This window comes from Streptomyces sp. NPDC048504 (genome assembly GCF_043200035.1).
Lineage (GTDB): Bacteria > Actinomycetota > Actinomycetes > Streptomycetales > Streptomycetaceae > Streptomyces.
The window spans coordinates 18,735-32,051 of sequence record NZ_JBICXA010000017.1; the positions used below are offsets into that span (position 1 = coordinate 18,735).

The following is a 13,317-nucleotide window of genomic DNA, read 5'->3' on the forward strand; positions in this document are numbered from 1 at the left end:
CTCGGCCGTCATGATGATCGCCGAGAACGAACACGTGGACCTCGCCGCATCCGGAGCCGCCGTGGGCCTGGTGGTGGCCTTCGCCGGTGGACTCGTCATCGTCGCGCTGCTGGTGTGGGCCGTCCGGTTGGGCATCAACGTGCGGCAGCGGGAACCGGCGCCGCCGCGGCCGGACGAGCAGCCCCGGCTGCCGGAATCCGGTGCCGTCGGGGAGATCCGGGAACATCGGGAGCCGGACGAGGTGCCGCGCGCCCCCGACGGCGAGCGTCTCCTGCCGCACGACCTGCACCACTCCGGAAGCCGGCGCAGCGAGAACCAGGAGCGTCCGCGCTGGAACGAGGGGCCCGGCGGTTCCTGATGGCCGGCACCCGCACCACGGGCGAGACCCGGACCGTGCGAGCGGGGCGCCGCAGCCTCGCCGTCCACCGGCCCGAGAAGGTGCTGTTCCCCGCCGACGGGAACGGCAAGGAGTACACGAAGGGCGACCTCGTCGCGTACTACCGGGCGGTCGCCCCCTTCATGCTGCCGCATCTGCGCGGACGCCCGCTGATGCTGGAACGTCACCCGGACGGCATCGACGGCCCCCGGTTCATGCAGAAGAACGTCCCGGCGCACTACCCGGACTGGATAAAACGCGTCGAGGTGACCAAGGAGGGCGGCACGGTCACGCACCTCGTCTGCGACGACACCGCCACACTCGTGTACCTCGCCGACCAGGCCTGCCTCACCCCGCACCGCTGGCTGTCCCGGGCCGGCCGGCTCTACCGGCCCGACCGCCTGGTCTTCGACCTCGACCCGTCGGACGGAGGCAAGGAAGACAACGGAGGCGACGGTGACGGCTTCGCCGCCGTACGCCAAGCCGCCCTGCTCCTGCGGGAGTTGCTCGACGAACTACGGCTGCCGTCCGCGCCGATGACCACCGGCTCACGCGGTCTGCACCTGGTCGTGCCCCTCGACGGACAGCAGGACTTCGACGCGGTACGCGCCTTCGCCAAGGACGTCGCCGACCACCTCGCCGAGGCCCACCCCGGCCGACTCACCACCGCCGCACGCAAGAAGGACCGCGGTGACCGCCTCTACCTCGACGTCCAGCGCAACGGCTACGCGCAGACCGCCGTCGCCCCCTACGCCGTCCGCGCGAAACCCGGAGCCCCGGTCGCCGTCCCCATCAGCTGGGACCAACTCGACGACCCGGACCTCGACGCCCGCCGCTGGAACATCACGGACGCCGTGGACCAGGCCCGCACCAACCCCTGGGCGGGACTGGCGAGTCGGGGACGTTCCCTCGCCCCGGCCGGACGACGACTCGCCGACCTGCGCGGCTGAGTGACCAACGCCTCGAAACGAAGATCAACCAGGACGACTGACGGATCGGCCTGTGGGTACTCACCGGTTCATGCGAATGAGTGTGGTGGACGTCGGTTCGAACACGGTGCGGCTCGTGGTGGCTGACCTGGAGGACGGCGTACCCCTGCCCGTGCACACGGCCAAGTGGAAGCTACGGCTCTCCGAGCGCGTCGGTCAGCCGTACGGGGAGATCCCCGAGGACTCCGTACGCCACCTCGTGAAGGCGGTGTCGGCCGCCGCGGACACCGCCCGCAGCTGGGGCGCGGCAGGCCCACTCGCCTTTGCCACGGCGGTGGTTCGGGGCGCGCCGAACCGGCTCGACGTTCTCCGCGCGGTGCGCGCCGAGACCGGCGTACGGCTCTGCACGCTGCCGGGAGAGATCGAGGGCGAGCTGACCTTCCTCGGCGCCCGCCGCTGGATGGGCTGGCGCGCCGGACCGCTCGCCCTCTTCGACATCGGCGGCGGTTCCTTCGAAGTCGCCTTCGGCCGCGGCCGGTTGCCCGACTTCGTCGCGTCCCTGCCGCTCGGCGCGGGCCGGCTGACCCGGGACTTCCTCTACGGCCAGGACCCACCGCCCGAGCGCGCGGTCAAGGCGCTGCGTCGCGAGGTACGCCACCAACTGCGTGACGTGGCCGCACGGATCCGCTGGGAAGGTCCCCGCACCACCGTCGTCACGTCCCGCACCTTTCAACAGCTTGCCCGGCTCTGCGGCGCCGCTCCCGGACGCCAAGGCCCCTTTGTGGAACGGCGGTTGGCGCGGGCGGACCTGCGCGTGGGCCTCGACCGGCTGGCCGCCCTCGCCGCCCCCGACCGGGCCCTGCTTCCCGGCGTCTCGGCACCGCGGGCCGCGCAGAGCCTGGCCGGAGCCGTGGTCGGGCACACGGTCATGAAGCTCACCGGCATCAAGACCGTCACCGTCTGCCCCTGGGGCATCCGCGAAGGAGTCCTGCTGCGGTACATCGAGGACGGCGGAGCCTGGTGGACGGAGATGACGCGGCGCAGTGACGACACCGAAGCGGCAGGAGCGGTCGCCCTGCGGATCGCACCGGTGCCGAAGCCGAGACCCGCCGGCGGATAGGCGACATCCGCGCCGCGCCGACCTACGCCGGGCGTGAGATCTCGGCGACCTCCGTCGAGATCCGCTGTTGCAGAGGCTCGGGCAGCGGCGCTCCGTTGACCGAGTCGACGAGGTCTTCGGCGAGCTGGTGGAGTTTGGTGTTGGTGTGCTGGGAGACGTCGACCAGGACGTTCCAGGCGTCGTCGGGGCTGAGGCCGAAGGAGGCCATCAGGACTCCGCGGGCCAGGTCGATGACCGGCCGGGTCAGCATGGCGCGCTTGAGCTGCACGACTTCGACGCGCAGCTCCTCGGCCTCGTCGGACACGTCGTTCTCCTCCATGAGGTCGTGCGTCGTGGGGGAATGCTCGTGCCAGGTGTCGACCGCCCCGTCGGCGGCCGTGAGTCCTGGCGCGTGGCTGAACAGCGACGAGGCGTCGGTGAGCGCGAACAACCGCTCGACCCCGGCGCTGGCGGCCCGGACGCCGAGTGCCTTGCCCTCTGCCAGGGCGATCCTGCGGACGGACAGCAGGACGTTGAGCCCGGCACAGTCGCAGAAACCGACTCCGGCCAGGTCGAGGTCCAGCCCTTCGGGCGACCGGGCCAGTGCCAGCCGCAGGGCGCGCCGCACCGTATGTTCCGTGTCGATGTCGATCTCCCGGGAGACCACGACGACCGTCCGGGTACCGGCCGGTCGCGTCACGATCTTCACGGAGGCGGAGACCGAGGGGGGATCCGCCGCGGCGGACGGGGGATCCACCTCTGAGACGCACACAGGATGGACGTTCCTCACCAGCCATGCCCGAGTGCTGGGCGCGATCGCCGAAGATCACCGCACCCGCATCCGCGACATCGCCGCGCGGTGCCGACTCACCGAAAGAGCCGTACAGAAGATCATTTCCGATCTGGAGCAGGACGGCGTCGAGGCGCTGCTCTCCACCGTCGCCCAGCACGACGATCGGCGCGAGCACCCGTCCACGGCACCGGCCGACGAGCGGGACTCCGAACTCGCCGAGTGACTCGCCGAGTTGGGGCGGGGGTGCTTGGTCGCCGGTGATCGACGGACCTGTGACGGACCGTCAATCACCGTGGAACACAGAGGCGTTGGGTGTGAGGCTTTGAGGAGGCACCTCGACTGCCGTGACGCGACAGGGGTGGTGGCCCGTCGGGCCGTACGCCGCCCACGCGTCTATACGTCGGTCATGCGCCGCTCCGGCCGGTCGACTCACCCTCCACCACTGCCTTCGCCAGTTCCTGCGCCGAGGCGTAACGCGCGTCGTGCGGCAGCCGTTCCACCGGTTCCACCAGGCTGTCCGGCGCGTACTTCTCGCGCAGTACGCCGCCCAGTTCGCGGGGGCCCGCGGGGAACGACGTACGGCCGAGGATCTTCGCCAGTTCCAGCCGGACCGTCTCAAGGGGCACGGACGCGCCGCTCGGTGTCACCGGTCCGCCCGCGATCACCGGGTCGTCGTCGGCGGTGGGCTCCGGGTCGTTCCACTCCTCGGTCCGGGTCGAGTGCCCGGAACGCATCAGCCCCTGCAGTTCGTGCTTCATCTCCTCGTCCCGGTGGACGCTCAGTCGGTCGCTTCCGCGTTCCATGATCTGCTCCATGTCTGTCGGGGGAGTCCGGCGCCTACCCGGGGCCATGGAGCCGACACGTCCCCTCACTCGCGCGGCTGATTGAACACCTTTCGTCACGGTATGACGGCCAGGAGTCATTGCCGTCGGACAATTGTTTCAGGGCTCTTCGCGCGGGAAGGCGCAAGGTGAGTGCTTCGGACAGGAGGCACGTCCGTGGGAGCCGGTGCATGCCGGATCGCGGGTGTGTTGCGCCTGGTCGATGCGTGCCCGCTCCCATGGGGACCGTCCTTCGACAACCCCTTGAGGGAGTTGTGAGCACTGCCATGGACACAGTCACCACCCGGAAGCGCCATCCGCACGACGACGCCCCCCGCACCGCCGCCGCCTTCGCCCGCCTCTCGCACATGCCGGACGGACCCGAACGGGCCGCCCTGCGCGACGAACTCGTCCGGGTCTGGCTCCCGATGGCCGAACGCATCGCCGGTCGATATCGGGGAAAGGGCGAGCCCTACGAGGACCTGCGCCAGGTCGCGGCACTCGGTCTCGTCAAGGCCGTCGACGGCTACGACCCCGACCGCGGCCACGCCTTCGAGAGCTACGCAGTGCCGACCGTCACCGGCGAGATCAAACGCCACTTCCGCGACCACATGTGGGCCCTGCACGTGCCCCGGCGCGTCCAGGAACTCCGCAACAGGGTGCGCGTCGCCCTGCGGGACCTGTCCGCGACGGGGTCGGACCGGCGCCCGAGCGTCGCCGAGATCGCCGAGTACGCGCAGCTGAGCGAGGAGGACGTACAGGCCGGTCTGGAAGCGCTGGACAGCTTCACCGCGCTCTCGCTGGACGCCGAGACGCCGGGCGAGGACGCGGGGACGACGCTCGTCGGCCTGCTGGGGGAGTGCGACGCCGGATTCGACCTGGTCGTCGACCGCGAGGCGGTCAAGCCCGCCCTGCGGACACTCCCCGAACGCGAACGCACCATCCTCTACCTCCGCTTCTTCCGCGGCATGACCCAGAGCCGCATAGCGGAGCACCTCGGCGTCTCCCAGATGCACGTCTCCCGGCTGATCAGCACCTCCTGCGCCCAGGTGCGCGAACGCGTACTGGCCGACGCCGCCTAGGGTCTGGCCGTGCCGGGGTGGGGAGGCCGGCCGCCCCGCGGGATCGCTCCCGGGGCGGCCGGTGGCGGGCTCACTGCCGAACCCTCCCGGGAGCGGTTGGGCAGCCTGCCACCCTCTTCGGACTACCGGGCTGGGGCCGGTTCAAACAACAACCGGCCCACTGGGCACCGCGTCGCACGGATCGGCGGCCGGACGATCCGTCGCGGTCCGCCCGCTGTGTTCGCGTGGTCACAGGCCGGTGAGGGAGGGGGGTTCCTCGTCGGTTCCCAGGTGGCCGTCGTACCCTCAACAACGCGGAACGCAGGGCCTGTTGGGCCGTTCCACTGATGGTCGGGGCGAGCGCGTACGGGACGTCCCGGCGTACCGGTATGCTCTCGACTGTTGTCTGACGGCAACTATGGTCGCGGGAAATCGTGCGGTGGGGAGGGCAGGGCCATGGTGGTGCCACAGCCGCGGGCCGACGACCTGCTGTCGGTGGGTGGCGAAGGGGTCGGCCCGGAAACCTGGGTGGCCTGGCAGCCCGCCGTCCTGCTGGTCGAGGACGACGCCGGTGACGCCCTGTTGGTGGAGGAACTGGTCGCCGACAGCGCGCTGAAGATACGTCTGCAGTGGGTGCGGTCGATGGCCGAGGCCGCCGAGGCGCTCGCGGCCGACGTACCGGACTGCGTGCTCCTCGATCTGCATCTGCCGGACGCACAGGGGCTTGAGGCGCTCTCCCGGGTACGGGCGGGTGCCGAGCGGGCGGCTGTCGTGGTCCTCACCGGCCTCGCCGAGGAGGAGACCGGACTGGCCGCCGTCGCCGCCGGCGCACAGGACTACCTGGTCAAGGGCCGGGTCGAGCCGGGCCTGTTCGGACGGGCCGTGCGCTACGCGATCCAGCGCAAGCAGGCCGAGGGGGCGGCCGTCGCCCTGCAGGCCAGCCGCATGCAGGCCCAGGAGAACGCCCGCCTGGAACGGGGACTGCTGCCCCGCCCCCTGCTGCGCGGCGAGGGCGTCGAAGCGGTGGCCCGCTACCGTCCCGGGCGCGCGCAGGCGCTGCTCGGCGGCGACTTCTACGACATCGTGCAGAGCGTCGACGGCACGGTCCACGCGGTGGTCGGCGACGTCTCCGGGCACGGGCCCGACGAGGCCGCCCTCGGTGTGGCTCTGCGCATCGCCTGGCGCACGCTGGTCCTCAGCGGTGTCACGGGCGCCGAACAGGTGGCCCGCCTGGAGGAACTCCTGGTCGCCGAGCGCGCCCGGAGCGAGGTCTTCGCCACCCTCGTCAGTCTCGTCGTCGCACCCGGCGTACGCACGGCCCGCGTCGTGCGGGCCGGGCACCACGGGCTGCTGATGCGGGACGGCGGCCGCGTGGAGTGGGTCGAGGTACCCGGCGGCCCGGCACTGGGGGTGGTCCCCGGCCACGCCGACTGGCCCGTCGAGGAACTCGCCGTACCGGCGGACGCCGCCGTGGTGCTGTTCACCGACGGCCTCTTCGAGGGGCACGTCGGACGGGGTTCTGAGCGGCTGGGAGAAGACGGGCTGCTACGGCTCGCACGCGAACGCGCCGCACTGGCACCGGAGCCGTTCGTCGACGAACTCATCGCCTGCGCCGAGAGCCTGGCCGAGGCACAGGGCGGTCTGGCGGACGACGTGGCCGTGATGCACCTGCACTGGGCATGAAGCACCCGCCCCGGACGTGATTCACCGCGCCGGAAATGAGCAGGTGGGACGGGGGGTGACGAAACGAGACGAACGGTGAGGTGCATGGCGGGCGGAACAGGGATCGGGCGCCGGCTGACGGTGCAGGGATGGTTCTTCCTGGCGCTGTCGCTCATGGCGCTGCTGGTGGTGATCGGCACCGCGGTCGGCGCCAACCTGCTGAGTCAGACGGCCAGGGTCACCGACGATCTGCTGCTGCGCGTCCAGCCCTCCCAGACCGAGGCGTACCGACTGCAGGCCGCCCTGGTCAACCAGGAGACCGGCATCCGCGGCTACGCGATCGCCGCCGACAAGCAGTTTCTCACCCCGTACGCCAACGGAAAGCAGGACGAGGCCCGCTCGGCCGCACGGCTGCGCGCGCAACTCCGTGACCAGCCCGACCTGCTCGCCGATCTACGGGCCGTGGAGCGCGGGGCCGCCGCATGGCGGAAAGACTACGCCGAGCCCCTCGCCGCCGCCGTCACCCCCGGCCGGCCGCACGCCGTCGACCAGGCCACCGTGGACAGCGGCAAGCACGAGTTCGACCATCTGCGCACCCTCTGGGCCAAACAGAACGCCGACCTCGCGAAAGCCGTGAAGGAGGGCCGGGCCCACCTCTCCCACCAGCGGACGGTGCGCGACACCGTCCTCAGCGCCATGGTCGCCGGCTTCCTGCTGACCGGCATCGGCCTCGCCGTCCTCGTACGACTGCTCGTGACCCGGCCCATCGAGGCGCTGAGCAAGGCGTCGGAACAGGTCGCGGGCGGCGACTTCGCGCACCGCATCACCGCGGACGGCGGCCCGGCCGACCTCACCGCGGTGGCCGGAGCCGTCGAGGGCATGCGCAGACGGATCGTCGCCGAACTCGACGCCTCCCGCGACCAGGAGGTGGTACTGAGCCGACAGGCCGTGGAGCTGGACGCCCAGGCCGTCGAACTGCGCCGGTCCAACGCCGAGTTGGAGCAGTTCGCCTACGTCGCCTCGCACGACCTTCAGGAGCCGCTGCGCAAGGTCGCCTCGTTCTGCCAGCTCCTGGAGAAGCGGTACGGCGACAAGCTCGACGACCGCGGCCTGCAGTACATCGACTTCGCCGTCGACGGCGCCAAACGCATGCAGGTCCTCATCAACGACCTGCTCACCTTCTCCCGCGTCGGACGCCTCGACGACACCCGGGAGCTGGTCGGCCTCGGCCCGGCGCTGGACAAGGCACTGCGGAACCTCGCGGCGGCCGTGGAGGAGTCGGAGGCGCGGATCGACCAGCCCGAGATCCTGCCCGAGATCGTCGGCGATCCGACCCTGCTGACCATGCTCTGGCAGAACCTCGTGGGCAACGCCCTGAAGTTCCGCCACCCGGACCGCGCCCCGCACGTGACCGTCACCTGCGACCCCGACCCCGAGAACAACGGCATGTGGCGCGTGGCCGTCGCCGACAACGGCATCGGCATCCCCGAGGAGTTCACCGACAAGGTCTTCGTCATCTTCCAGCGGCTGCACAGCCGCGACGCCTACGGCGGCACCGGCATCGGGCTCGCCCTCTGCAAGAAGATCGTCGAACACCACGGCGGCCGGATCTGGATCGAGTCCCGCGTCGGCGAGGGCACCCGCTTCTGCTTCACGCTCCCGTCCGCCGATGCGACCGACGCCATCGACGCCATCGAGACGGCCGAACCGGGCGACGGGACCGGCACCTCCCCCTCCACAGACGAGAAGGCCCTGACATGACCCTCCCTGACGCGACCCCGATCGACGTGCTGCTGGTGGAAGATGATCCGGGCGACGAACTGATGACCCGGGAAGCCTTCGAGGACAACAAGATCGGCAACACCCTGCACGTCGTCCGGGACGGCGAGGAGGCCCTCGACTTCCTCTACAAGCGCGGCGAGCACACCGACGCCCCGCAGCCCGACCTCATCCTCCTCGACCTCAACCTGCCGAAGTACGACGGCCGTCAGGTCCTGGAGAAGATCAAGTCCGACCCGGAGCTGGCACACATCCCCGTCGTCGTCCTGACCACATCCTCGGCCGAGGAGGACATCCTGCGCAGCTACAAGCTGCACGCCAACGCCTATGTCACCAAGCCGGTCGACCTCGACCAGTTCATCGCCGCGGTCCGGCAGATCGACGACTTCTTCGTGCAGGTCGTCCGGCTGCCCCACCGCTTCGGCTGAGGGGCTAGGGTCTCTGGTGCGAGGTGGTGAAACGGGCGTCGAGTTGGTGAGGGCCATGATGTCGGAGGACGACCGAGCCGACGAGATCACCGGGGTGTTCCTGCACAGGCTGCCGGAGGACACCTGGTGGTGGTCGGAGGAGATGTTCCGCCTGCTCGGCTACGAGCCCGACGCCGTCACGCCCACCGCCAAGCTGCTGCGCGGCCACGTCCACACCGAGGACCACACCGGCCTCGACAGTGCCCTGGAACGCGGCAGGACCACCGGACTCCCCTTCAGCTGCTACCTCCGCGTGGTCGGCACGCCGGACGAGGAACGCAGCGTCGTCCTGGTCGGCGACGGGCGTACCGGAGACGACGGCGAGGTGGTCGTGCTGCGCGGGTTCGCCGTCGACGTGACGAAGCCCGTACAGCAGGAGGCACGGCGCACCGCCGACTCCGACATCGAGCGGGCCCGCGTCTCGCAGGAGGACATCGACCTCGCGCGCGGTGTGCTCATGGGCCTCTACGGCATCGACGCGGACGTGGCGATGCGCGTCCTGCGCCGCCACTCCCAGTACGCCAACGTCAAACTCCGCACGCTGGCCCAGTCCGTGCGCGAGGCCGCGCCCACGGCACCCGGCCGACCCCAGCACGACCTGCACCAGCGGATCTCGGCCGTGCTCTACCCCGACCGTGACTGAGCGGTCGTCCCCGCTCCCGGAGACGGGCCGCTTGGGTGCCGGAATCTCGGGTAGGCCAACCACATGAGCGGCGAATCACCACACTGCCGACTTCCCTGAGGTGTCGAACGCGTGGCAGCGCACGGGGAGGCGGACCGGAAACCGGCGCAGGCGGACGGCACGGACGTCCTCGCGGGCCGGATCGCCGATGCTGTGGACGGCCTGGCCGAACTGTGGACCACGGCGGCGGCCGAGGCGTCCGTACGGCTCTCCCCGTATCAACTGCGCGCCCTGCACGCCCTGGAGGCCACCCCGGGCGCCAACCTGACCATGCTGGCGGAACGGCTCGACGCCGGCCTGCCCACGGTGAGCAGACTGTGCGACCGGCTGGAGGCGGCCGGGCTGCTGCTCAGGGAGGCCGCACCGCACAACCGCAGGGAAATCCAGCTGCGCCTCACCGCCCACGGCCGTGACGTGCTCGCCGAGGTGGCCGGGCTCAGGTCCCGGGCGCTGACCGAGGTCGTACGCGGCATGCAACCGGACGACCGCGCGGCCCTGGAGCACGGCCTGCGGGCGTTCGTCGAGGCGCGACGGGTTCGGGCGCCCGGCGAGGGCGGATGATCACGGGGTCGCGGCGCCGCGCCCGTTCCAGTCCAGGCAGACCACGGCCGCGTCGGCAGTGAGGTCGGAGCTGCCGAAGTGCTCGACCAGACTCGCCACCACCGAGCGCGCGACCTCCTGCGGAGCCCGCGTCGGCGCCGCGTCGAGGGCCCGGCGCAGCGCGTCCTCGCCGAAGAGGGCGCCCTCCGGGGAACGGGCCCCGTGGACGCCGGTGCTCACCGCCACGAGCCGGTCGCCGGGCCGTACGGTGAAGATCTGCTCCTCGTAGGCGGTCTCCTCGAACATGCCGAGGGGGAGCTGTGCCTCCAGTTCGATCTGCTTGACCGTGTCGCCGCGGCGGCGGTAGAGCCGGGGCGAGCCCGCGTCGACGGCCTGGACGGTGCCGGTCGCGAGGTCGAAGCGGAGCAGCAGGGTCGAGGCGTACACCTTGCCGCCGAACTGGGCGTAGACCGCCTGGTCGGCGAGGCGGGCCTGGTCCGAGAGGCTCACGCCGGCCCGGCGGGCGTTGCGCAGGGCGCCCACCGTGACGCTGGTGAGCAGGGAGGCGTCGATGCCGCGGCCCATGCCGTCGGTCACCGTCACGGTGAGCCGGGTGCCGTCGGTGCTCCAGTCGAAGTTGTCGCCGCCGACGGTGTACGCGGGCTCCAGATGGGCGCCGATCACGAACTCCGGGCGCCCGGATCCGCGCCCCGGAAGAAGCTGCCACTGCATCTCGGCGGCCAGGGTGAGGCGCCGGGTGCGGCGGGCCAGGAGGTACAGGTCGGTGTCGCGCTCCGCCGTCGCGATCTCGTGGCCCAGCGCGGTCGCGAACTCGGCGAGCCCGCGCACCCCGGCGGTGTCGGCACCGGCGGCGGGCAGGCGGGCGGAGAGAACGCCGAGCCGGTCGCCGCGCACGGTGACCGGCACGTACACGGTGGCCGTCGCGTCCTCGGCCGGTTCGACGACAGGCGTCTGCACGGTGAAGGCCCGTCCCGCCGGGCCGTCGTAGGCGGACAGCGCTTCGCCGGTGCCCGGCAGCGGGGCCACCGGACGCAGCACGCGCAGGCCGTAGTCGGCGAGGAGGACGGTGACGTCCCGGGCTCCGGCTCGCTCGCCGAGCAGGCGGCGGGTCGTTTCCACCAGAGCGTTGGGCGGGGCCGATCGCAACTCGCTCTCCATGGACGGGAGCGACTCAGAGGTGCTCACGGCGTTCACCCTTCCGGCTCAGTGTCTTCACACTAGCGCCACGCCGGTGGGGGTGGGTGCGGGTACGGCAGGGCGCACCTCACCGCCCGCGCCAGTCCAGGCACACCACCAAGGCGTCGTCGTCCGGAGTGGGCGTACCGCGATGGCCGGTCAGCTCCCGCAGCACGGCGCGCGGCACCTCGGCGGCGGGCAGCAGCCTCGTGCCCTGGATCGCCCGCGCGAGCGCCGCGTCCCCGTACGCCTCACCCTTGGGCGAGGCGACGGCGTACACCCCGTCGCTGACGAAGAGGAGCCGGTCCCCGGGCTCGATCCGGAAGTCCTGCTCGACGTAGTCGGTCTCCTCGAACATGCCCAGCGGCAACTGCGCGTCGAAGGCGATCCGCTCCACCACCCCCTCGCGCAGCCGCAGCGTCTGCGGCGATCCGGCGTCCACCACCCGCGCCCGCCCGATGGTGAGGTCGAAGTCGAACATCAACACCGACATATGGCTGCGGCCCTGGTAGTGCGCGTACACGGCCTGGTCCGCGAGGGCCGCCTGGTCGGCGAGGGGGATGCCCGCCCGGCGCGCGTTGCGCAGGGCGTTGACCGCCAGGTTCGTCAGGAGGGATGCCTCTATGCCCTCGCCCATGCCGTTCGAGACGTAGAGCGTGAGGTGGTCGGCCGTGGCGGACCAGTCGAAGTTGTCCCCGTGGATCGCGTACGCGGGCTCCAGCTGCGCGCCCAGGTCGAACTCGGAGCGGGAGCACGAACGGCCGGGCAGCAGCTGCCACTGCATCTCCGCCGCCAGCGTGAGCCGGTCCTTGCGCCGGGCCCGCAGATACAGGTCGGTGTCGCGCTCGGCGACCAGCACCTCGTGCCCCAACACCTCGGCCAGCTCGGTCAGTTCGGGCAGGCACTCGCGTACGTGGTCGCCGCCGGGCAGTGTCACCGAGAGCACGCCGAGACGGTCCCCGCGCACACTGACCGGAAGATGCACGCGCACGCTGCCGTCGCCGAGGTTGCCCTCCACGAACGGTTCCTGGGCACCGAAGGCCCGCCCCGCCGGGGTGTTGTGCACGGAGACCGGCGGCAGGGTGTGCGGCAGGTCGGTCACGGGCTGCAGCACGGTCAGGCCGTAGTCGGCCATGAGCAGGTCCACGGAGTCCGCCGCGTAGTGCCGACCCAGCAACTGCCCGACGACGTCCGGCAGTTCGTGGGGAGCCGCCGTGCGCAGCGCCCGCTCGACAGCCATGAATCTGTTCACGATCGTAGGTATGCCAATCTCTCACCCGAGGCACGCGTCGCCCCGCTCTGCGGTGGGCTATACGGCCCAGGCGCCGCGTGTCGTCTCGTCCATCCGTGTCCGTTGCGTGTGCCTAGTAGGCTGGGGGCCGTCCCTGTGCCTGCGAGAGTGTGACCGTGACGTCCTTCCACCCCCGCCCCGAACCCGACGAGGTCGCGCGCGTCACCTCTACGGCCGCGGAACTGCTGGAAGTCCTGTGGGGGCGCGCCTCGACGGCGCCCGCGTCCGCCTCGCAGCTGCGGGTCCTGTTCATCCTGGAACACCACGAGGGCATCAACCTGCGCACCCTCGCCGACCACCTGGCCTCGACCCCGCCGTCGACCAGTCGGCTGTGCGACCGTCTGCAGGCCGCCGGCTTCGTCGACCGCGAGGTGAGCCCCATGGACCGGCGCGAGGTGCGCCTGTACCTCAGCAGCCTGGGGCGGTCCTTCCTGTCGGACCTGCGGGCCCGGCGTGAGGAGGCGCTCGGGGCGGTGCTGGAACAGATGCCGGCCGCGGGGCGCAGCGCGCTGCTCACCGGCCTTGAGGCGTTCTGTGCGGTGGCCGCGGCGCAGATCCACGACCACGACGACTCCTCCGGCAGCCGTACCGCCTGACCGAGCCGTCCGACAGCCGACCGC

Annotated in this window: 15 protein-coding genes; 11 read left to right on the forward strand and 4 right to left on the reverse strand. The window is 71.5% G+C overall.

What is annotated here, in order from left to right:
* Positions 1-10 precede the first annotated feature (10 nt).
* From ACGFY9_RS35240 to ACGFY9_RS35250, 3 genes are all read left to right on the forward strand, one after another.
* Positions 11-358 (forward strand): DUF6479 family protein, encoded by a 348-nt coding sequence (locus ACGFY9_RS35240; RefSeq protein ID WP_393761021.1) that lies wholly within the window; start codon positions 11-13, stop codon positions 356-358.
* The gene (ligD, locus tag ACGFY9_RS35245; protein ID WP_393761023.1) at positions 358-1,326 is read left to right on the forward strand and encodes a non-homologous end-joining DNA ligase; all 969 of its coding nucleotides are present in this window, start codon (positions 358-360) and stop codon (positions 1,324-1,326) included. The genes ACGFY9_RS35240 and ligD overlap by 1 nt, the downstream gene beginning before the upstream one ends.
* A gap of 70 nt (positions 1,327-1,396) precedes the next feature.
* A complete protein-coding gene (locus tag ACGFY9_RS35250) occupies positions 1,397-2,425 on the forward strand; it encodes a Ppx/GppA family phosphatase (protein ID WP_393761025.1) in 1,029 nt (342 codons plus the stop codon).
* A gap of 22 nt (positions 2,426-2,447) precedes the next feature.
* On the opposite strand, the gene ACGFY9_RS35255 is transcribed toward ACGFY9_RS35250, so the two are convergent.
* The gene (locus ACGFY9_RS35255; protein ID WP_393761027.1) at positions 2,448-3,071 is read right to left on the reverse strand and encodes an ANTAR domain-containing protein; all 624 of its coding nucleotides are present in this window, start codon (positions 3,069-3,071) and stop codon (positions 2,448-2,450) included.
* Here ACGFY9_RS35255 and ACGFY9_RS35260 point away from each other — a divergent pair.
* The gene (locus tag ACGFY9_RS35260) at positions 3,049-3,420 is read left to right on the forward strand and encodes a MarR family transcriptional regulator (RefSeq protein WP_393761029.1); all 372 of its coding nucleotides are present in this window, start codon (positions 3,049-3,051) and stop codon (positions 3,418-3,420) included. The two genes, ACGFY9_RS35255 and ACGFY9_RS35260, sit on opposite strands and share 23 nt — an antisense overlap.
* A gap of 181 nt (positions 3,421-3,601) precedes the next feature.
* On the opposite strand, the gene ACGFY9_RS35265 is transcribed toward ACGFY9_RS35260, so the two are convergent.
* Positions 3,602-4,000, reverse strand: a complete 399-nt coding sequence (locus tag ACGFY9_RS35265; RefSeq protein ID WP_393761031.1) for a DUF2795 domain-containing protein — start codon at positions 3,998-4,000, stop codon at positions 3,602-3,604.
* Positions 4,001-4,305: 305 nt separating this feature from the next.
* Between ACGFY9_RS35265 and ACGFY9_RS35270 the strand changes: the two genes are divergently transcribed.
* The 6 genes from ACGFY9_RS35270 to ACGFY9_RS35295 all read left to right on the forward strand — a co-directional run bounded on the left by ACGFY9_RS35270 (position 4,306) and on the right by ACGFY9_RS35295 (position 10,230).
* A complete protein-coding gene (locus ACGFY9_RS35270) occupies positions 4,306-5,100 on the forward strand; it encodes a SigB/SigF/SigG family RNA polymerase sigma factor (protein ID WP_393761033.1) in 795 nt (264 codons plus the stop codon).
* 435 nt (positions 5,101-5,535) lie between these two features.
* Positions 5,536-6,762, forward strand: a complete 1,227-nt coding sequence (locus ACGFY9_RS35275) for a PP2C family protein-serine/threonine phosphatase (RefSeq protein WP_393761035.1) — start codon at positions 5,536-5,538, stop codon at positions 6,760-6,762.
* An 84-nt stretch (positions 6,763-6,846) separates the two neighbouring features.
* Positions 6,847-8,502, forward strand: coding sequence for an ATP-binding protein (locus tag ACGFY9_RS35280; protein ID WP_393761037.1), 1,656 nt, complete (start codon positions 6,847-6,849; stop codon positions 8,500-8,502).
* A complete protein-coding gene (locus tag ACGFY9_RS35285; RefSeq protein WP_393761039.1) occupies positions 8,499-8,948 on the forward strand; it encodes a response regulator in 450 nt (149 codons plus the stop codon). Before ACGFY9_RS35280 ends, ACGFY9_RS35285 begins: the two co-directional genes overlap by 4 nt.
* 55 nt (positions 8,949-9,003) lie before the next feature.
* Complete coding sequence (locus ACGFY9_RS35290; RefSeq protein ID WP_393761041.1) at positions 9,004-9,630, forward strand: ANTAR domain-containing protein; 627 nt, start codon at positions 9,004-9,006, stop codon at positions 9,628-9,630.
* Positions 9,631-9,741: 111 nt separating this feature from the next.
* Complete coding sequence (locus tag ACGFY9_RS35295) at positions 9,742-10,230, forward strand: MarR family winged helix-turn-helix transcriptional regulator (RefSeq protein ID WP_393761043.1); 489 nt, start codon at positions 9,742-9,744, stop codon at positions 10,228-10,230.
* Here ACGFY9_RS35295 and ACGFY9_RS35300 read toward each other — a convergent pair whose 3' ends face one another.
* Positions 10,231-11,424, reverse strand: a complete 1,194-nt coding sequence (locus ACGFY9_RS35300) for a PP2C family protein-serine/threonine phosphatase (protein ID WP_393761045.1) — start codon at positions 11,422-11,424, stop codon at positions 10,231-10,233.
* Between the two features lie 70 nt (positions 11,425-11,494).
* Positions 11,495-12,646, reverse strand: coding sequence for a PP2C family protein-serine/threonine phosphatase (locus ACGFY9_RS35305; RefSeq protein WP_393761047.1), 1,152 nt, complete (start codon positions 12,644-12,646; stop codon positions 11,495-11,497).
* Positions 12,647-12,807: 161 nt separating this feature from the next.
* On the opposite strand from ACGFY9_RS35305, the gene ACGFY9_RS35310 reads away from it, so the two are divergent.
* Complete coding sequence (locus ACGFY9_RS35310; protein WP_393761048.1) at positions 12,808-13,293, forward strand: MarR family transcriptional regulator; 486 nt, start codon at positions 12,808-12,810, stop codon at positions 13,291-13,293.
* The last annotated feature ends 24 nt before the right edge of the window (positions 13,294-13,317 follow it).